Annotated in this window: 17 protein-coding genes and 1 tRNA gene; 4 read left to right on the top strand and 14 right to left on the bottom strand. The window is 69.4% G+C overall.

Features of this window, described 5'->3' with window-relative positions:
• Positions 1-21: 21 nt before the first annotated feature.
• The gene (galK, locus tag HDA41_RS16160; RefSeq protein ID WP_184984595.1) at positions 22-1,185 is read left to right on the top strand and encodes a galactokinase; all 1,164 of its coding nucleotides are present in this window, start codon (positions 22-24) and stop codon (positions 1,183-1,185) included.
• 63 nt (positions 1,186-1,248) lie between these two features.
• Here the strand turns inward: galK and HDA41_RS16155 are convergent, their stop codons facing one another.
• The 3 genes from HDA41_RS16155 to HDA41_RS16145 all read right to left on the bottom strand — a co-directional run bounded on the left by HDA41_RS16155 (position 1,249) and on the right by HDA41_RS16145 (position 3,568).
• Positions 1,249-2,319, bottom strand: a complete 1,071-nt coding sequence (locus HDA41_RS16155; RefSeq protein WP_184993441.1) for a hypothetical protein — start codon at positions 2,317-2,319, stop codon at positions 1,249-1,251.
• Positions 2,319-2,966, bottom strand: a complete 648-nt coding sequence (locus tag HDA41_RS16150; protein ID WP_184984594.1) for a hypothetical protein — start codon at positions 2,964-2,966, stop codon at positions 2,319-2,321. Before HDA41_RS16150 ends, HDA41_RS16155 begins: the two co-directional genes overlap by 1 nt.
• 143 nt (positions 2,967-3,109) lie before the next feature.
• Complete coding sequence (locus tag HDA41_RS16145; protein WP_184984592.1) at positions 3,110-3,568, bottom strand: GNAT family N-acetyltransferase; 459 nt, start codon at positions 3,566-3,568, stop codon at positions 3,110-3,112.
• Between the two features lie 305 nt (positions 3,569-3,873).
• On the opposite strand from HDA41_RS16145, the gene HDA41_RS16140 reads away from it, so the two are divergent.
• Positions 3,874-4,641, top strand: coding sequence for a LuxR C-terminal-related transcriptional regulator (locus HDA41_RS16140; protein ID WP_031117914.1), 768 nt, complete (start codon positions 3,874-3,876; stop codon positions 4,639-4,641).
• Here HDA41_RS16140 and tamR read toward each other — a convergent pair.
• Positions 4,600-5,097 carry a MarR family transcriptional regulator TamR gene (gene tamR, locus HDA41_RS16135; protein ID WP_184984591.1) on the bottom strand — a complete coding sequence of 166 codons (498 nt, stop codon included), beginning with the start codon at positions 5,095-5,097 and terminating at the stop codon, positions 4,600-4,602. The genes HDA41_RS16140 and tamR overlap by 42 nt on opposite strands.
• 139 nt (positions 5,098-5,236) lie before the next feature.
• On the opposite strand from tamR, the gene HDA41_RS16130 reads away from it, so the two are divergent.
• Complete coding sequence (locus tag HDA41_RS16130; RefSeq protein ID WP_184984589.1) at positions 5,237-6,043, top strand: trans-aconitate 2-methyltransferase; 807 nt, start codon at positions 5,237-5,239, stop codon at positions 6,041-6,043.
• A gap of 30 nt (positions 6,044-6,073) precedes the next feature.
• On the opposite strand, the gene HDA41_RS16125 is transcribed toward HDA41_RS16130, so the two are convergent.
• The gene (locus tag HDA41_RS16125; protein WP_184984587.1) at positions 6,074-6,751 is read right to left on the bottom strand and encodes a TetR/AcrR family transcriptional regulator; all 678 of its coding nucleotides are present in this window, start codon (positions 6,749-6,751) and stop codon (positions 6,074-6,076) included.
• The gene (locus tag HDA41_RS16120; protein WP_184984585.1) at positions 6,748-7,764 is read right to left on the bottom strand and encodes an acyl-CoA desaturase; all 1,017 of its coding nucleotides are present in this window, start codon (positions 7,762-7,764) and stop codon (positions 6,748-6,750) included. Before HDA41_RS16120 ends, HDA41_RS16125 begins: the two co-directional genes overlap by 4 nt.
• Before the next feature lie 293 nt (positions 7,765-8,057).
• Here HDA41_RS16120 and ppc point away from each other — a divergent pair, with 293 nt between their 5' ends.
• Complete coding sequence (gene ppc, locus HDA41_RS16115; RefSeq protein WP_184984582.1) at positions 8,058-10,790, top strand: phosphoenolpyruvate carboxylase; 2,733 nt, start codon at positions 8,058-8,060, stop codon at positions 10,788-10,790.
• A gap of 71 nt (positions 10,791-10,861) precedes the next feature.
• Here ppc and HDA41_RS16110 read toward each other — a convergent pair whose 3' ends face one another.
• The 8 genes from HDA41_RS16110 to HDA41_RS16075 form a co-directional block, all read right to left on the bottom strand.
• Positions 10,862-11,566 carry an LPXTG cell wall anchor domain-containing protein gene (locus tag HDA41_RS16110; protein ID WP_184984580.1) on the bottom strand — a complete coding sequence of 235 codons (705 nt, stop codon included), beginning with the start codon at positions 11,564-11,566 and terminating at the stop codon, positions 10,862-10,864.
• A 138-nt stretch (positions 11,567-11,704) separates the two neighbouring features.
• On the bottom strand, positions 11,705-12,208 hold the full coding sequence (locus HDA41_RS16105) for a hypothetical protein (protein ID WP_184993439.1): 504 nt from the start codon (positions 12,206-12,208) through the stop codon (positions 11,705-11,707).
• A gap of 42 nt (positions 12,209-12,250) precedes the next feature.
• Positions 12,251-12,853, bottom strand: coding sequence for an aminoacyl-tRNA hydrolase (pth, locus tag HDA41_RS16100; RefSeq protein WP_184984578.1), 603 nt, complete (start codon positions 12,851-12,853; stop codon positions 12,251-12,253).
• A gap of 67 nt (positions 12,854-12,920) precedes the next feature.
• Positions 12,921-13,514 (bottom strand): 50S ribosomal protein L25/general stress protein Ctc, encoded by a 594-nt coding sequence (locus tag HDA41_RS16095; protein ID WP_059415897.1) that lies wholly within the window; start codon positions 13,512-13,514, stop codon positions 12,921-12,923.
• Between the two features lie 195 nt (positions 13,515-13,709).
• Entirely contained in the window at positions 13,710-14,690 is a 981-nt protein-coding gene (locus HDA41_RS16090) for a ribose-phosphate diphosphokinase (protein WP_184984576.1), read from the bottom strand.
• A gap of 134 nt (positions 14,691-14,824) precedes the next feature.
• A complete protein-coding gene (glmU, locus tag HDA41_RS16085) occupies positions 14,825-16,270 on the bottom strand; it encodes a bifunctional UDP-N-acetylglucosamine diphosphorylase/glucosamine-1-phosphate N-acetyltransferase GlmU (protein WP_184984574.1) in 1,446 nt (481 codons plus the stop codon).
• A gap of 123 nt (positions 16,271-16,393) precedes the next feature.
• Positions 16,394-16,465 (bottom strand) — tRNA-Gln (locus tag HDA41_RS16080).
• Between the two features lie 12 nt (positions 16,466-16,477).
• The gene (locus HDA41_RS16075; RefSeq protein ID WP_184984572.1) at positions 16,478-17,350 is read right to left on the bottom strand and encodes a hypothetical protein; all 873 of its coding nucleotides are present in this window, start codon (positions 17,348-17,350) and stop codon (positions 16,478-16,480) included.
• Between the last annotated feature and the right edge of the window lie 47 nt (positions 17,351-17,397).

The following is a 17,397-nucleotide window of genomic DNA, read 5'->3' as shown; positions in this document are numbered from 1 at the left end:
ACGAAGGGTCAGGGGTCAGGCATGAGCGAGGCTGTTGCCGACACGGTCGCCGAACGGTTCACGGAGCTGTACGGCGCCGAGCCGCACGGGGTATGGGCGGCGCCGGGCCGCGTCAACCTCATCGGCGAGCACACCGACTACAACGACGGCTTCGTCATGCCGTTCGCCCTGCCGCACAAGGCGGTGGCGGCGGTCTCACGCCGTGCGGACGGCGTGCTGCGCCTCCACTCGGCGGACGTCGAAGGCGGGGTGACCGAACTCCGCCTGGACGACCTGTCCCCCGAGTCGGACAAGAACTGGACGGCGTACCCGGCGGGCGTGGTGTGGGCCCTGCGCGAGGCCGGCCACCCGGTGACGGGCGCGGACATCCACCTGTCCTCCACGGTCCCGTCGGGCGCGGGCCTGTCGTCGTCGGCGGCGCTGGAAGTGGTCGTGGCGCTCGCCCTGAACGACCTGTTCTCGCTGGACCTCCGGGGCTGGCAACTGGCCCGCCTGTGCCAGCGGGCGGAGAACGTCTACGTGGGCGCCCCGGTCGGCATCATGGACCAGACCGCCTCCGCGTGCTGCGAGGCGGGCCACGCCCTCTTCCTCGACACCCGCGACCTCTCCCAGCGCCAGATCCCCTTCGACCTGGCGGCCGAGGGCATGCGCCTCCTCGTCGTCGACACCCAGGTCAAGCACTCCCACAGCGAGGGCGAGTACGGCAAGCGCCGCGCGGGCTGCGAGAAGGGCGCGGCGCTGCTCGGCGTCGACGCCCTGCGGGACGTGCCGTACGCGGAACTGGACGCGGCCCTCGCCCGCCTCGGTGGCGAGGAGGAGGTCCGCCGCCTGGTCCGGCACATCGTCACGGAGAACGAGCGCGTCGAACGGGTGGTGTCCCTGCTGGAGTCGGGCGACACGCGCGCGATCGGCCCGATCCTGGTCGAGGGCCACGCCTCCCTCCGGGACGACTTCCGCATCTCCTGCCCCGAACTGGACCTGGTCGTCGACACGGCCCTCACCTCGGGCGCCCTCGGCGCCCGCATGACCGGCGGCGGCTTCGGCGGCTCGGCGATCGTCCTCGCGGAGGAGCCCGACGTGGACGCGATCACCAAGGCGGTGACGGAGGCGTTCTCGGCGGCGGGCTTCACGTCCCCCCGGGTCTTCGAGGCGGTGCCGTCGGCGGGGGCACGCCGCCTCCGCTGAGACTCCGTACCGGTTGCTGAGCGCCCTTGTCCTGAGGGCGAGGGCGCCCGAGCATTCTGCGGTTCAGCGGTTGACGGACTGGATCTCCTGGACCGTCATGTTCTGCGTGGTCTCGAAAGTCCCGTCCGGCAGGTCGCCTTGCGCGCCGCCGGAGCCCTCCCAGGAGATCTGCCACGTGATCGACGCCTTGAGCTGGTACGGCGTGCCGTTCGTGGCGCGGAGGTAGCGGATGCCGCACGGCGGGGTTCGGTCGGCGTCGCCCTTGGTGTACGGGGTGCCGATGGAGCCGTCTTCGTCGATCGCGCAGTTGCCGGAGGCCGGGTAGGTCTCCGCGTCCTCCGTACCGGCGTCCAGGTGCAGGGCGATCGGCTTGGCGGTGGTCTCCGCCCACACGCCGGCGTCCGGCAGCTCGGCGCGGACCTTGACCTCCTTGAAGGTCGCCTTGTCGAGCCACACCCAGGTCGGCAGGTTCACGGTCGACCTGGTCGCGGGCTTCAGCTCGACCTCGGTCTGCGGCACCTTGATCTTGTCGTAGGCGTAGCCGGCGAGGATGTCAGGGGTGGGGGCGTGGTCGTCGTCAGGGAGAGTGTTGGCGTTCTGCCAGAACAGGGTGCGTTCGCAGTCGTACGACTCGGCGTCGTTCTCCCGATTCTTGTTGATCACTCCGCGCCAGAACATTCCGTCTTTGCCGAGGTTGTAGTTCTTGTAGCTGAACCCGCTGTCGGTGTTGTCCTGTCCCTTCTCGTAGTGGTCCACCATGAGTTCCCTGCCCCAGCTGAGACTGGGGGTGACGGGAACCAGATCGCCGTTGGGGTTCTTCTTGAGCCGGTCCACGGCTTCCTTGAGCTGCTGGGGCGTCGCCACGGGCTCGTACCAGCACGCCGGCGGCTCCCAGTTGGGATCCACCGGGGCGAGCGACTGGGTGGAGCTGCCCGTGCCGCCGCTTTCCTGCGTCACCTTGATACGGGTGGTGGCGGCCGATGCCGTCAGCGTGCCCCCGGACGCGCCGCCGGCCCCGCCCGAGGGCGGCGCCTGGGACTCGTCGTCGCCGATGGCGTAGGCAGCTGTGCACGACAGGACGAGGGTTGAGGCCGAAGCTGCGAGGACAGCACCTGCCTTCGCCGCGAATCGCATCAGTTGCATGCCCCCGGGACGGTGGTCAGCGAGGTGGTCTTCCACACGCCCTGGGACGTCCGGTCCAGCCGGAGGCGGTACTGGATGAGTGACTCGGGTTTGTCCGGAGTGCTGACGATCTTCTTGGTCTCGCGGTTCTGCGTGGACGCCTCGCGCTCGTCGACGCAGTAGAAGAGCACCCCCGAACCGGTGTCGCTGATGTGGACCTGCGGATCGAAGACCCTGACCTTGCCGATGATGCTGTCGCCGTCGTCCGTGAACTGCTTGATCCACTTTCGGGCAGTCGCCTGGGTGGTCTCTGAGTTGTAGAACGCGACCGCGTCCGATTCCGGGTCGGCCTCGATGATCGCCGCGTACTTCGACCGCAGCTCCTCACGGCCGTCGTTCAGGATCGCCTGAAGCTTCGGGTCACTGTTCGACCAGCTCTCGAAGTCCGCTTGGAACTGCTTGGGCAGCGTGACCTTCGGACGCTTGACGCTGCCCGGCGAGGCCGAGGCGGAGGCGCCAGCCGACGTCTTCGCGTCCCCGGCTTCCGTACCCTTGATCGTGTCGGAGGACGAGTCTCCTCCTCCTGAACCGCATGCGGTGACGAGCAGGGCAATCGACGCGGTGAGCGCGGCTGTTGTGAGCCGGGCGGGGCGATTCACTCAGGTCTCCCGTTGAGGTGAAGGTAACTCAAGCGAACCAACGTTATCGGTGGTTGTACGCACGTTGACACCGAGGTCTCGTACACCTCCCGCATCGCCCCTTTGCCAACGCAGGATTCGCTGCCACCAATCCTGACCGACCGTCAGCCCAGCCGCTTCGTCAGCGTGTACTCCGTGATCCCCGGCGGATAGTCCGGGATCACGCACACCACCTCGTACCCCTGCTTCTCGTAGAACCGCGGCGCCTGGAACTCCCACGTCTCCAGGCGGGACGCCCGGCAGCCGCGTTCGCGGGACGCGATGCGTTCCGCCTCCCGAAGCAACCCGGCCCCGAGGCCCGCCCCGCGGTGGCGTTCGTCGACCCACAGGTAGGTGACGTGGAGCCAGGTCGCCCAGGTGTAGCCGACGAGGCCGCCCGCGAGGTCGTCGTCCGTGTCGTTCACAGCCCACACGTGCAACGGGACGTCCCGCTCGCCGGGCGTCCCGCGCAGGGCGCGCAGTACCGGAGAGGCGGCTGTGTTCGTTTCCCGCAGACGCGTACGGAGCAGATCACGTCGGGCCTTGTCGACTTCTGTCTCAAGACGGAACATGCGGCACACCATAAACGCGTAGGACAGTCAGTTCTGCAAATAACCTTCCGCTCCGGGCCCCCGGCCGTACTCTGATGAGCAGCACTGGTGGGGGCCGGTGCCGATCAGGGGGCGAGACAGCCGGGTACGACGCCCGGGGTGGGGGTAGCGGTTTCTGCACGGCGGCGGCCGTGCGGCTGCGGCGACCCGGCCAGGCTGCTGCGAGGACGGACGGACAGATGCAGCAGACCCGGGCACCTCGGCGTCGTACCCGTGCGGTGCCGTCTTCCGACGATGGGGTATCCCCTGCTCTTCAGGAGCCTGGGGAAGGGGGTTACGTGGTTCGCATCCGAGTCCTGGTCGTCGACGACCATCGCATCTTCGCCGAGTCACTCGCGGCGGCCCTGGCCGCCGAGCCCGATGTCGACGTCTCCGCGGCCGGCAGCGGCCCCGCCGCGCTGCGCAGTCTGGAGCGGGCGGTCGCCGAGGGGCGGCGGTTCGACGTGCTGCTCGTCGACGCCGATCTGGGTGGCAAGGTGCCGGGCGCCCGCCCGGCCGTACCCGTGCAGGAGGGCAACGAGGACGGGCTCGTCGACGGGATCTCCCTCGTCACGGGAGTGCGGTCCGCGCAGCCGAACGTACGGATCGTCGTGCTCGCCGAGAAGGACGATCCGCGCCGGGCCGCGCTGGCGCTGCAGGCCGGGGCCTCCGGGTGGGTCGCCAAGGACTGCTCGCTGTCCCGGCTGCTCACCGTCATCCGGGGCGTGCTGCGGGACGAGACGCATCTGCCGCCCGCCCTGCTCACCGGCGTCCTGCGCGAGCTGACCGCCGCCCGCAAGCATCGCACCGAGAGCGAGCGGCTCGTGGAGTCCCTCACTCCGCGTGAGCGGGAAGTGCTGCGGTGCATGGTGGCGGGGCTGGGGCGCAAGGCCGTTGCCGAGCGCCTCTACCTGTCGCCGCACACGGTGCGTACGCACATGCAGAACGTGCTGGGCAAGCTGGGCGTGCATTCCACGCTCGCCGCCGTCGCCCTCGCCCGGCGGGCCGGGGTCGGGCCCGTCGACCTAGCCGGGGATGTTGTCGAACGGGGCGGTCAGCTGGCGTAGCAGCCCCGCCAGTTCGGCGCGCTGGGCCCGCGTGAGCTCCGCGAGGATCGCGCGCTCCTGGTCCAGCAGGCCCGCCAGGGCCTGGTCCGCGCGGTCCCTGCCCTCGTCCGTCAGCCGGACCAGGACGCCTCGGCGGTCGCTGGGGTCGGGCAGGCGTTCCACCAGGCCCTTCTTCGCCAGGCGGTCGATGCGGTTGGTCATCGTGCCCGATGTGACCAGGGTCTGGGTGAGGAGCTGTCCCGGCGAGAGCTGGTAGGGCGTGCCCGCCCGGCGCAGCGCCGTCAAGACGTCGAACTCCCACGGCTCCAGGCCGTGCTCCGAGAAGGCCAGCCGGCGTGCCCGGTCCAGATGCCGGGCCAGTCTGCTCACGCGGCTGAGCACCTCGAGCGGTTCGACGTCGAGGTCCGGGCGCTCCCGGCGCCATGCTGCGACCAGCCGGTCGACCTCGTCCTCCATGACGATCAGTGTAGTGGTTGTGTCGACGTAGAGTCTCTTGATATCCATTTTCTTGACGTCGAGAGAAATGCGGTGTCACGCTGTGTGTGCGCCCGGCGCAGGCACAGGGCAGAAAACCATCAGGACACCAGGAGGAACCATGTCCGCGGCCGCCCCCACCTGGGACCCCGCCCAGTACCTCCGCCACGCCGGCCATCGCGCCCGCCCCTTCACGGACCTGCTGGCCCGCGTCCCCGAGCTCCCCGGCGACCCACCGCGGATCGCCGACCTCGGCTGCGGCCCCGGCAACGTCACCGCCCTGCTCGCCGAGCGCTGGTCCACGGCTCGCATCACCGGCTACGACAACTCGCCCGAGATGCTCGACAAGGCCCACGTCGACCACGAGGGTCCCACCCCGGGCGGCGGCCGCCTGGACTTCGCCCACGCCGACGTCCGTACGTGGGCGCCGAGCGAGCCCTGCGACCTGATCGTCAGCAACGCCACGCTCCAGTGGGTGGCGGGGCACGCCGGCCGTTTCGCCGACTGGGTGGCCGCGCTGAAGCCGTCCGGCACCTTTGCCTTCCAGGTGCCCGGCAACTTCGACGCCCCCAGCCACCGGCTGATGCGCGACCTCGCCCGCCGGTACGGCGTCGCCGACACCCTCCGCCACGCCGACGCCGTCCTCGCCCCCGAGGCCTACCTGGAGCGGCTCACCGCCCTCGGCTGCACCGCGGATGTCTGGGAGACGACCTACGTGCATCTGCTTCAGGGGGAGGACCCGGTCCTGGACTGGGTGAAGGGGACGGGGCTGCGTCCCGTGCTGACGGCTCTCGCCGATGACCCCGAGGCGCGGGACGGTTTCCTCGCCGAGTACCGGGCCGCCCTGCGGGAGGCCTATCCGGCGGGGCAGCACGGTACGCCGTTCCCCTTCCGGCGCCTGTTCGCCGTGGCCCGGAAGGACGGGTGACGATCCTCGCCCTGGAGTTCTCCGGCCTCTCTAGGCCTTGCGGCGCCCTATCAGGTGCGGCTTGGCCTCCAGCCCGTCCAGCCCGTGCCACGCCAGGTTCACCAGGTGCGCGGCCACCTCGGCCTTCTTCGGCTTGCGTACGTCCAGCCACCACTGGCCGGTCAGGGCGACCATGCCGACCAGGGCCTGGGCGTACAGCGGGGCCAGCTTGGGGTCGAAGCCGCGGCTCTTGAACTCGCGGCCCAGGATGTCCTCCACCTGGGTGGCGATGTCCGAGATGAGCGAGGCGAAGGAACCCGTCGACTGGGGGATGGGGGAGTCACGGACCAGGATGCGGAAACCGTCCGTGTACTCCTCGATGTAGTCCAGCAGGGCGAAGGCGGCCTGTTCGCACAGTTCGCGAGGGTGACCGGCCGTGAGAGAGCTGGTCACCATGTCCAGCAGGCGGCGCATCTCCCGGTCCACGACCACCGCGTACAGCCCTTCCTTGCCGCCGAAGTGCTCGTACACCACCGGCTTGGAGACCCCGGCCTTCGCCGCGATCTCCTCCACCGACGTGCCCTCGAAACCCTTGGTGGCGAAGAGCGTGCGACCGATCTCCAGCAGCTGCTGGCGGCGCTCGGCACCGGTCATCCGGGTGCGACGCACTCGCCGCGGCTTGTCGTTGCTGGGGGTGCTGCTCGAGTCGGTCGCCACAGCGACCATCATGCCGCCTTGACGGGCTCCTTCCCGCGCGGGGAGTCGCCTTCCCCGGTGTTACGGCGCGAATCGATACGCGAGCGTGACGGCCAGCGCACGTCGTAGGCCCAGCCGAGGATCTCGAACCAGCGGATCAGCCGGGCGGAGGAGTCCAGCTGGCCGCGCATCACACCGTGCCGCGCGGAGGTGGGGTCGGCGTGGTGCAGGTTGTGCCAGGACTCGCCGCAGGACAGGATCGCCAGCCACCACACGTTGCCCGAGCGGTCACGCGACTTGAAGGGGCGCTTGCCCACCGCGTGGCAGATCGAGTTGATCGACCACGTCACGTGGTGCAGCAGGGCCACCCGGACGAGCGACCCCCAGAAGAACGCCGTGAACGCGCCCCACCAGGACATCGTGACCAGCCCGCCGATCAGCGCCGGCAGGGCCAGGGACACGACCGTCCACAGCACGAACTGGCGGGAGATCGCGCGGAGCGTCTTGTCCTTGATCAGGTCCGGGGCGTACTTCTCCTGCGATGTCTGCTCCTCATCGAACATCCATCCGATGTGCGCCCACCACAGGCCCTTCATCAGGGCCGGGAGCGTCTCGCCGAACCGCCACGGCGAGTGCGGGTCGCCCTCCGCGTCGGAGAACTTGTGGTGCTTGCGGTGATCGGCCACCCAGCGGACCAGCGGACCTTCGACCGCCATGGACCCGGCGATCGCCAGCGCGATCTTCAGCGGCCGTTTGGCCTTGAAGGAACCGTGGGTGAAGTGACGGTGGAAACCGATCGTGATGCCGTGGCACCCCAGGTAGTAGAAGAACACCAGCAGACCGAGGTCCAGCCAGCTCACCCCCCAGCCCCAGGCCAGCGGCACGGCCGCCAGCAGCGCGAGGAACGGGACGGTGATGAAGAGGAGGAGGGCGATCTGCTCGATGGACCGCTTCTGCTCGCCGCCCAGTGTGGCGGCGGGGGCTTGATCGGTGGCCTGACCGGACGCCTTCGCGGCGTTCTCGATCACGTCGGAACTACTGGTCATACGCGTCCCCTGGGGGGTGTGTGGATGGTGAAGAGGGTGCCGGAGCACGGGAACTCCGCAGCGCTTCCTACGGTTCCGTAACCTACGGCTTCGTAAGTATGGCAGCGCGGCGCCCGGCGGCAAGAGCCCGCGAGCTGCGCGTCCCGGCCGACACCTATCCTGGAGTCGGTCGGACAGCGCGGTCCGCTCTGATTTCCTCCCGGATGTCCGATCCGTATGCGGCGCCCGCCGCGCGAGACGCCGTCCGGGTACCCCCTCCCAGACGAGCTTCAACACTGCAAGGAGCCGCACCTGTGAGCAGTGCCGACGACCAGACCACGACGACGAGCAGTGAGCTGCGTGCCGACATCCGCCGACTGGGCGACCTCCTCGGAGAGACCCTCGTCCGGCAGGAGGGCCCTGAGCTCCTGGAGCTCGTCGAGAAGGTCCGCCGCCTCACCCGTGAGGACGGCGAGGCCGCCGCCGAGCTGCTGCGCGGCACCGAACTCGACACCGCGGCCAAGCTGGTCCGCGCCTTCTCCACCTACTTCCACCTGGCCAACGTCACCGAGCAGGTCCACCGCGGCCGCGAGCTGCGCGCCCGGCGCGCAGCCGAGGGCGGACTGCTCGCCCGTACGGCCGACCGGCTCAAGGACGCCGACCCCGAGCACCTGCGCGAGACCGTCCGCAACCTCAACGTCCGCCCCGTGTTCACCGCCCACCCCACCGAGGCCGCGCGCCGGTCGGTCCTGAACAAGCTCCGGCGCATCGCCGCGCTCCTGGAGACCCCGGTCATCGAGTCCGACCGCCGCCGCCTCGACATCCGGCTGGCCGAGAACATCGACCTCGTCTGGCAGACCGACGAACTGCGCGTCGTCCGCCCCGAGCCCGCCGACGAGGCCCGCAACGCCATCTACTACCTCGACGAACTGCACGCGGGCGCCGTCGGAGACGTCCTGGAGGACCTCACCGCCGAGCTGGAGCGCGCCGGCGTCAAGCTCCCCGACGACACCCGCCCCCTGACCTTCGGCACCTGGATCGGCGGCGACCGCGACGGCAACCCGAACGTCACCCCCCAGGTCACCTGGGACGTCCTCATCCTCCAGCACGAGCACGGCATCAACGACGCCCTGGAGACGATCGACGAACTGCGCGGCTTCCTGTCCAACTCCATCCGCTACGCCGGCGCCACCGAGGAACTGCTGAGCTCCCTCCAGGCCGACCTGGAGAACCTCCCCGAGATCAGCCCCCGCTACAAGCGCCTCAACGCCGAGGAGCCCTACCGGCTCAAGGCCACCTGCATCCGGCAGAAGCTGGAGAACACCAAGCAGCGCCTCGCCAAGGGCACCCCGCACGTGCCGGGCCGCGACTACCTCGGCACCAGCGAGCTGATCAGCGACCTGCGGATCATCCAGAGCTCCCTGCGCGAGCACCGCGGCGGCCTCTTCGCCGACGGCCGCCTCGCCCGCACCATCCGCACCCTGGCCGCCTTCGGTCTCCAGCTCGCCACCATGGACGTACGCGAACACGCGGACGCCCACCACCACGCCCTCGGTCAGTTGTTCGACCGACTCGGCGAGGAGTCCTGGCGGTATGCGGACATGCCCCGCGACTACCGCACCAAGCTGCTCGCCAAGGAACTGCGCTCCCGCCGCCCCCTCGCACCCACCCCGGCACCCGTGGACGCACCCGGCGAGAAGACCCTCGGCGTCTTCCAGACCGTGAAGAAGGCCCTGGAGGTCTTCGGACCCGAGGTCATCGAGTCCTACATCATCTCCATGTGCCAGGGCGCCGACGACGTCTTCGCCGCCGCCGTCCTCGCCCGCGAGGCCGGCCTGATCGACCTGCACGCCGGCTGGGCCAAGATCGGCATCGTCCCGCTGCTGGAGACCACCGACGAGCTCAAGGCCGCCGACACGATCCTGGAGGACATGCTCTCCGACCCGTCGTACCGGCGCCTCGTCGCGCTCCGGGGCGACGTCCAGGAGGTCATGCTCGGCTACTCCGACTCCTCCAAGTTCGGCGGCATCACCACCAGCCAGTGGGAGATCCACCGCGCCCAGCGCCGCCTGCGCGACGTCGCCCACCGCTACGGCGTCCGCCTGCGCCTCTTCCACGGCCGAGGCGGCACCGTCGGCCGCGGCGGCGGCCCCACCCACGACGCCATCCTCGCCCAGCCCTGGGGCACCCTGGAGGGCGAGATCAAGGTGACCGAGCAGGGCGAGGTCATCTCCGACAAGTACCTCCTGCCGGCCCTCGCCCGGGAGAACCTGGAACTCACCGTCGCGGCCACCCTCCAGGCCTCCGCCCTGCACACCGCACCCCGCCAGTCCGACGAGGCACTGGCCCGCTGGGACGCCGCCATGGACGTCGTCTCCGACGCCGCCCACGCCGCCTACCGCAGGCTGGTCGAGGACCCCGACCTGCCGACGTACTTCCTCGCGTCGACGCCAGTGGACCAGCTCGCCGACCTGCACCTGGGCTCCCGGCCCTCCCGCCGCCCCGGCTCCGGCGTCTCGCTCGACGGCCTGCGCGCCATCCCGTGGGTGTTCGGCTGGACCCAGTCCCGGCAGATCGTCCCCGGCTGGTTCGGCGTCGGCTCCGGCCTCAAGGCCCTGCGCGAGGCGGGCCTGGACACCGTGCTCGACGAGATGTACGGCCAGTGGCACTTCTTCCGCAACTTCATCTCCAACGTCGAGATGACCCTGGCCAAGACCGACCTGCGGATCGCCCAGCACTACGTCGACACCCTCGTCCCCGACGAGCTCAAGCACGTCTTCGACACCATCAAGGCCGAACACGAACTCACCGTGGCCGAGGTACTGCGGGTCACCGGCGAACAGGAACTCCTCGACGCCGAACCCGTCCTGAAGCAGACCTTCACCATCCGCGACGCCTACCTCGACCCCATCTCCTACCTCCAGGTCGCCCTGCTCAAGCGCCAGCGCGACGCGGCCGCCGCCGGCGAACAGCCCGACCCGCTGCTCGCCCGCGCCCTGCTCCTCACCGTCAACGGCGTGGCAGCGGGCCTGCGCAACACCGGCTGAACCGCTCCCGTCCCCGGACATGACCGTGCCCCCGAGCCCGTCGAGGCCCGGGGGCACAGCCGTGTCCGACCTCAGCCGCGGTTGAGCTTGCGGCGACGGAACGCCAGGAACCCACCGCACGCGACCAGCGCCGCCGCCACACCGGACAGCAGCCCCACCGGAGCCCCGTTGCCCGTCTCGGCGAGATCACCGCCGGCACCACCCTGCGGAGACGGCGACGCGGCCACACCCTCGCCGGCCGGCACACCCTCACCGGCCGACGCACCCGGCGACGCCGACGTCCCCGGCCCGGCCGACGGCGCCTCGGACGCCCCGGACGAAGGCGACGGCGAAGCCGCCCCCGACGGCACCGAACCGCCGGGCTCGCGCCCGTCCTCGCAGTCCGTCCAGAACACCTTGTGCTTGCCGGCACCCTTCTCGCCGTCGAAGGTCCAGAACAGCTTGTAGTGCCCGTCGGGCAGCGACAGCTCCTCCGTACGGCCGTGACCCTCGGCGTCCAGCGTCAGCGCGCCGGACTCCACCGTCTCCCCCTTGTTCTCACTCGGCGGGATCGCGTCGATGCGCCAGTCGACCTCCTGGCCCCCGTCGAAACCGAAAGCGTCCAGGTAGAACGTGCACACGTGCGGCTCGTTGCGGCGCAGCTCCTCGCCCGTCGACGCGTCGTGGATCTTGACCGTGCCGTTGTCACCGGGAGGGGACGCCTGGGCGGCCGGAGCGAGCAGGAGCACCGCGGAAGCGGCGCCGGCGACAACGCCGGCACGCGAGAGAGTTCGCATCGATGAAGTCATCCATCTTCGAGAAGTGACCGGGAAGATGTGGAGGGGGCGGCTCAGCTTCCAGCCCCGCGCGACCGCCCGTCAATCACGAACCGACAACGCTCGGCCCTCCACAGAACTGGAGAACGCCCGAACCCCTCAGACGGTCACGAAAGCGGCCGTCAGCAACGCCACCCCCGACAACGCCAGCACCCACGCCGCCCGCGTCCGCAGCAGGCCACCCGCCACCACCACCGACGCCAGCAACAGCGCACCACCCAGCGGAATCCACGCGTACAGCACCCCGGCCGGGCCCGAACGCACCGCGTCATCACTGCCGGGCTTCAAGACCACCGTGTAGGTCCGGCCCTCCCGCACCGCGACCGACTTCTCCAGAACCACCGTCGACCGGGGCTGCGAACCCTCCGACAACGGCGCGTACGGGCCCGTACACGAGCCCTGCCCGCACCGCGTCACCTCGACCGTGCCGCGCTCCCGGCCCTTCGTCAGCATCACGTGCTGCGCCGTACCCCACGACGCCCACACACCCGCGATCAGGATCAGCACCGCGACCGCACCCATCGCCGCGAACCGCCCGAACCGCAACAAGGCGTGGGCGCTCTGGCGAGTGGCGACGGCAGAGGCAGGCATGGCCGGGATCATTGGCCATACCCACACGACCGGTCAACTCCCGAGGGTGACAAGTCAGGAGTTGTACGTACTCTGCGCCCGCTCCAGCCCGTCGATCACCAGACACTCCACCGCGTCCGCCGCCCGGTCCACGAAGTAGTCCAGCTCCTTGCGCTCCGCCGACGAGAAATCCCTCAGCACGAAATCCGCCACCGGCATCCGACCCGGCGGCCGCCCGATCCCGAACCGCACCCGGTGGTAGTCCGGCCCGAACGCCTTCGTCATCGACTTCAGCCCGTTGTGCCCGTTGTCCCCGCCACCCAGCTTCAGCCGCAGCATCCCGTAATCGATGTCCAACTCGTCATGAATCGCCACCACATGGGCCACCGGCACCTTGTAGAAATCCCGCAGCCCGTTCACCGGCCCGCCCGACAGATTCATGTACGACATCGGCTTCGCCAGAACCACCCGCCGGCTCAACGGCCCCGGCGGCCCGATCCGCCCCTCGACGACCTGCGCCTGCGCCTTCCCGGCCCGCTTGAACCTCCCCCCGATCCGCTCCGCCAGCAGATCGGCCACCATGAAGCCCACGTTGTGCCGGTTCCCCGCGTACTCCGGCCCCGGATTGCCCAGCCCCACGATCAGCCAGGGAGCGGCGGCATCGGTCGTCACGTCCATGTCTCCTTCATACGCGTCGGCCGCTGCTCCGCACGGGAACAGCGGCCGACGAAACGACGACGAGGGATCAGGCCTCGGCGGCCTCTGAGCCCTCTTCCTCGCCCTCGGAGGGCTCCTCGGCCTGCGCGGCCAGAACCTGCAGGACGACGGTGTCCTCCTCGACGTCCAGCGTCGTGCCCTTCGGCAGCGGGATGTCCTTGGCGAGGATGGAGTCACCGGCCGTCAGACCCTCGACGGAGACGGTCACGGACTCCGGGATGTGGGTCGCCTCGGCCACCACCGGCAGCGCGTTCAGCACGTGCTCCAGCAGGTTGCCGCCCGGGGCCAGCTCACCCTCGGTGTGGACGTAGATCTCGACGTTGACCTGCTCGCCACGCGTGACCAGCTGCAGGTCCACGTGCTCCAGGAAGCCCTTCAGCGGGTCACGCTGCACGGCCTTCGGAATCGCCAGCTCGTTGGTCTTGCCGTCGATGTCCAGCGCGATCAGCACGTTCGCCGTACGCAGCGCCATCTGCAGGTCGTGACCCGGCAGGGTCAGGTGCAGCGGGTCCGAACCGTGCCCGTACAGGACACCCGGAACCTTGTCTTCACGACGGATACGGCGCGCGGCACCCTTGCCGAACTCGGTGCGCGTCGCGGCGGAGATCTTCACCTCGGACATACTCACTCCTCGAAGTCAGAAACGGACGTGGTCACCCGGCCACGAACGGCCTGCTACGAAGAGCGCGTCGATAACGGACCGCCGTACAAGCCTCCAGAAGAAGCGGTACGGCCTCCCTCGCCGAGCAACTTCAGCAGTCTACTCGGCGAGGGAGGCCGCACCCAAAACGATCTACACAAGCCCGACCAGGGACTCCTACTGGTCGTCGAACAGGCTCGTCACCGAACCGTCCTCGAACACCTCACGCACCGCGTTCGCGATCGTCGGCGCGATCGACAGCACCGAGATCTTGTCCAGGTCCCCGCTCAGCTCACCCGGCGTCGGCAGCGTGTTCGTGAACACGAACTCACTCACCCGCGAGTTCTTCAGCCGATCCGCCGCCGGACCCGACAGCACACCGTGCGTCGCCGTCACGATCACGTCCTCCGCGCCATGCGCGAACAGCGCGTCCGCCGCGGCACAGATCGTCCCGCCCGTGTCGATCATGTCGTCCACCAGGACACACACGCGACCCTTCACCTCACCCACGACCTCGTGGACGGTGACCTGGTTCGCGACGTCCTTGTCCCGCCGCTTGTGCACGATCGCCAGCGGCGCGCCCAGCCGGTCGCACCAGCGGTCGGCGACCCGCACCCGGCCCGCGTCCGGAGACACGACCGTCAGCTTGTTCCGGTCCACCTTCCGGCCCACGTAGTCCGCCAGCAGCGGCAGCGCGAACAGATGATCCACCGGACCGTCGAAGAAGCCCTGGATCTGGTCCGTGTGCAGATCCACCGTCAGCAGCCGGTGCGCACCCGCGGTCTTCATCATGTCCGCGATCAGACGCGCCGAAATCGGTTCACGCCCCCGGTGCTTCTTGTCCTGCCGCGCGTAACCGTAGAACGGCACGATGACGGTGATGGAGCGGGCCGACGCACGCTTCAGCGCGTCGATCATGATCAACTGCTCCATGATCCACTTGTTGATCGGAGCCGTGTGGCTCTGGATCAGGAAGCAGTCGGCACCACGTGCCGACTCCTGATACCGCACATAGATCTCCCCGTTCGCGAAGTCGAAGGCCTTCGTCGGGACGACCCCGACACCCAACTGCTGGGCGACCTCCTCGGCAAGCTCGGGGTGGGCGCGGCCGGAGAAGAACATCAACTTCTTCTCGCCGGTCGTCTTGATCCCGGTCACAGCACTGTCTCCTCAGAGGTGTCGCAGCTGGGTGTCGAGAGACCTCTCAGCCGGCTTGCGAGAGGCCGTCTCAGCTGGTGGGGGTGCGGGTATGCACTTATCACCGTACGCCGTGTTCGAGGCACCGGTTTCAGTCAGCCCTCCTCGGCCGACCCCCGGGAAGCCGCCTCAGCCGCCTTCGCCGCCGCGCTCCCCGGACGCTTTCGAGCCACCCAACCCTCGATATTCCGCTGCTGACCACGGGCCACGGCCAGCGAACCGGGCGGCACATCCTTCGTGATCACGGACCCGGCAGCGGTGTACGCGCCGTCCCCGACCGTGACAGGCGCCACAAACATGTTGTCCGAGCCCGTACGGCAATGCGAACCGATGGTCGTGTGGTGCTTGTCCTGACCGTCGTAGTTCACGAACACGCTCGCCGCACCGATGTTCGTGTGCTCGCCGATCGTCGCGTCACCGACATAGGAGAGATGAGGCACCTTCGTCCCCTCACCGATGGACGCGTTCTTCGTCTCCACGTACGTCCCGATCTTGCCCTTGGCACCCAGCCGGGTCCCCGGACGCAGATACGCGTACGGCCCGACGGTCGCCTCCGCGCCCACCTCCGCACCCACGGCGACCGTGTTGTCGACCCGTGCGCCCGCACCCACCCGGGTGTCGGTCAGCCGGCAGTTGGGCCCGACCTCGGCACCCTCGCCCAGGTGCGTCGACCCGTGCAGCTGCGTGCCCGGATGCACCACGGCGTCCTGCCCGAACGTGACCGTGACATCGACCCAGGTGGTCGCCGGGTCGATGACCGTGACACCCGACAACATGGCCTCGGTGAGCAGCCGGTCGTTGAGAATGCGACGGGCCTCGGAGAGCTGCACACGGTTGTTGATGCCGGCGATCTCCCGGTGGTCGCCCGCCACGGAGGCGCCGACCCGGTGCCCGGCCTCACGCAGGATCCCGAGCACGTCGGTCAGGTACTCCTCGCCCTGACTGTTGTCCGTCCGCACCTTCTTCAGCGCCTCGGCGAGCAGCTGCCCGTCGAACGCGAACACCCCCGAGTTGATCTCACGGATCGACCGCTGGGCGTCGCTGGCGTCCTTGTGCTCCACGATCGCCGTCACGGCACCCGAGTCGTCCCGCACGATCCGGCCGTAGCCGGTCGCGTCCGGCACCTCGGCGGTCAGCACGGTGACCGCGTTGCCGTCTTCTGTGTGGGTGGTGGCGAGGGCCCGCAGCGTCTCGCCGGTGAGCAGGGGAGTGTCCCCGCACACGACGACCACGGTCCCGTCGACGGACCCGCCGAGCGCTTCCAGCCCCATCCGTACGGCGTGCCCCGTGCCGTTCTGCTCCGCCTGTACCGCCGTGCGGACGTCCGGGGCGATCTCGCCGAGGTGGGCGGTGACCTTCTCACGGGCGTGGCCGACCACGACGACCAGGTGCTCGGGGTGCAGCTCGCCCGCGGCGGCGAGCACGTGTCCCACGAGACTGCGGCCGCAGATCTCGTGCAGGACCTTGGGTGTGGCCGACTTCATACGGGTGCCCTCACCCGCTGCGAGAACGACGACGGCTGCCGGGCGGTTGGCGCTCACGGGATGCCCTTCGGCTGTGGATGGGGTGGGGTGACATCCGCAGGATACCGGGGGGTTTTGTGGGGGGTGGGGGTGTGGGGCCTGGCCGCGGTTTCATCAGCCAGGACCCGAACCGAGAGTGTGCTCCCCTGCCAGGACTCGAACCTGGAACAAATCATCCAAAGTGACCCGTGTTGCCAATTACACCACAGGGGACTATAAACCCGGCTAATCGGACATCTCGCCGATTAGCTGGGCGGCTCCCAACACTATGCCGTACCAAGAGCCTTCGATGCGACGGTACAGGTCGGCGCTCCTTCGGACTTTGATCACGAGGCAGCCCCGGTAGGAGTCGCCGGTGTTCTTGCGGACCGTCTTGGGGTTGTGCCTCTTCAGCGTCGTCTTGTTGAACGCGGAGCGTTCGGCGCCGACGGCCTCGGCCCAGTACCGCTCAGCCCCTGTCACGTCAGCGGACTCGTGGATCATCACCGTGAAGCGCAGGCGGTCGCGTTCCACGCCCAGCAGGTCGAGCCAGGCCATGAAGACCCGGATCATGCCGGGGTCGCTGTTGACGAAGCAGACGTTCTCGCGACGGTCGTACGGCTTGTCCTTGCCGCCTTCCGCCCAGTACAGGCCGACGCCCAGGAGGAACAGCTCGCGCGGCGACAGCGCGCCGACCGCCTGCTTGGCAGCCTCCTTGGTGCGCTGCCGCTCCTCGTCGCGCAGGCGCATCGTGGCTTCCCAGCCCCGCCTCGCGATCGCTGACGCCTCCTCGGGAGTCCGCTTGCGCTCCGGCTTCGGCAGATCGCGTACCCACAGTGAGATCGAACTCTTCGAGCACCCCAGCTCCACCTGGATCTGGTCGTACGTCCAGCCCTGGAGCCGGAGCTCCCGGGCCCGCTCGCGGAGGTCGTCCTTCGCGTTCGGGCGCTTCGTCCATTCCGGCGGCGGCTCGCCCTCCAGCAGGCGGTTGAGGATGTCGTTGTTGTCGACGTGCAGTCGGTCGCGGATCTGGCGTCGGCTCAGCCCCGCGCGGCGCAGCGCCACCGCCCTCTCCCGCAGTCCCTCGAAGTCGGCGTATTTACCAATGGCATGTGTCATAGGCATACCGTCCGGGCGGAATGGACGGTTCCGGGATCGAACGGTGA

It is taken from the genome of Streptomyces caelestis, assembly GCF_014205255.1.
In the GTDB taxonomy this organism is placed as follows: Bacteria; Actinomycetota; Actinomycetes; order Streptomycetales; family Streptomycetaceae; genus Streptomyces; species Streptomyces caelestis.
This window is presented reverse-complemented; position numbering and strand designations above follow the sequence as displayed.

Excerpts from the sequence above, each read along its gene's own strand:
- HDA41_RS16155 (WP_184993441.1), bottom strand. The coding sequence starts at position 2,319 with ATGCGATTCGCGGCGAAGGCAGGTGCTGTCCTCGCAGCTTCGGCCTCA.
- HDA41_RS16120 (WP_184984585.1), bottom strand. The coding sequence starts at position 7,764 with ATGACCAGTAGTTCCGACGTGATCGAGAACGCCGCGAAGGCGTCCGGT.
- HDA41_RS16095 (WP_059415897.1), bottom strand. The coding sequence starts at position 13,514 with ATGTCCGAGGTGAAGATCTCCGCCGCGACGCGCACCGAGTTCGGCAAG.
- HDA41_RS16075 (WP_184984572.1), bottom strand. The coding sequence starts at position 17,350 with ATGACACATGCCATTGGTAAATACGCCGACTTCGAGGGACTGCGGGAG.
- galK (WP_184984595.1), top strand. The coding sequence starts at position 22 with ATGAGCGAGGCTGTTGCCGACACGGTCGCCGAACGGTTCACGGAGCTG.
- HDA41_RS16130 (WP_184984589.1), top strand. The coding sequence starts at position 5,237 with ATGTCCGCGGCCGCCCCCACCTGGGACCCCGCCCAGTACCTCCGCCAC.
- tamR (WP_184984591.1), bottom strand. The coding sequence starts at position 5,097 with ATGGAGGACGAGGTCGACCGGCTGGTCGCAGCATGGCGCCGGGAGCGC.
- HDA41_RS16145 (WP_184984592.1), bottom strand. The coding sequence starts at position 3,568 with ATGGTGTGCCGCATGTTCCGTCTTGAGACAGAAGTCGACAAGGCCCGA.
- pth (WP_184984578.1), bottom strand. The coding sequence starts at position 12,853 with ATGGACGTGACGACCGATGCCGCCGCTCCCTGGCTGATCGTGGGGCTG.
- HDA41_RS16105 (WP_184993439.1), bottom strand. The coding sequence starts at position 12,208 with ATGATCCCGGCCATGCCTGCCTCTGCCGTCGCCACTCGCCAGAGCGCC.
- HDA41_RS16110 (WP_184984580.1), bottom strand. The coding sequence starts at position 11,566 with ATGCGAACTCTCTCGCGTGCCGGCGTTGTCGCCGGCGCCGCTTCCGCG.
- HDA41_RS16125 (WP_184984587.1), bottom strand. The coding sequence starts at position 6,751 with ATGATGGTCGCTGTGGCGACCGACTCGAGCAGCACCCCCAGCAACGAC.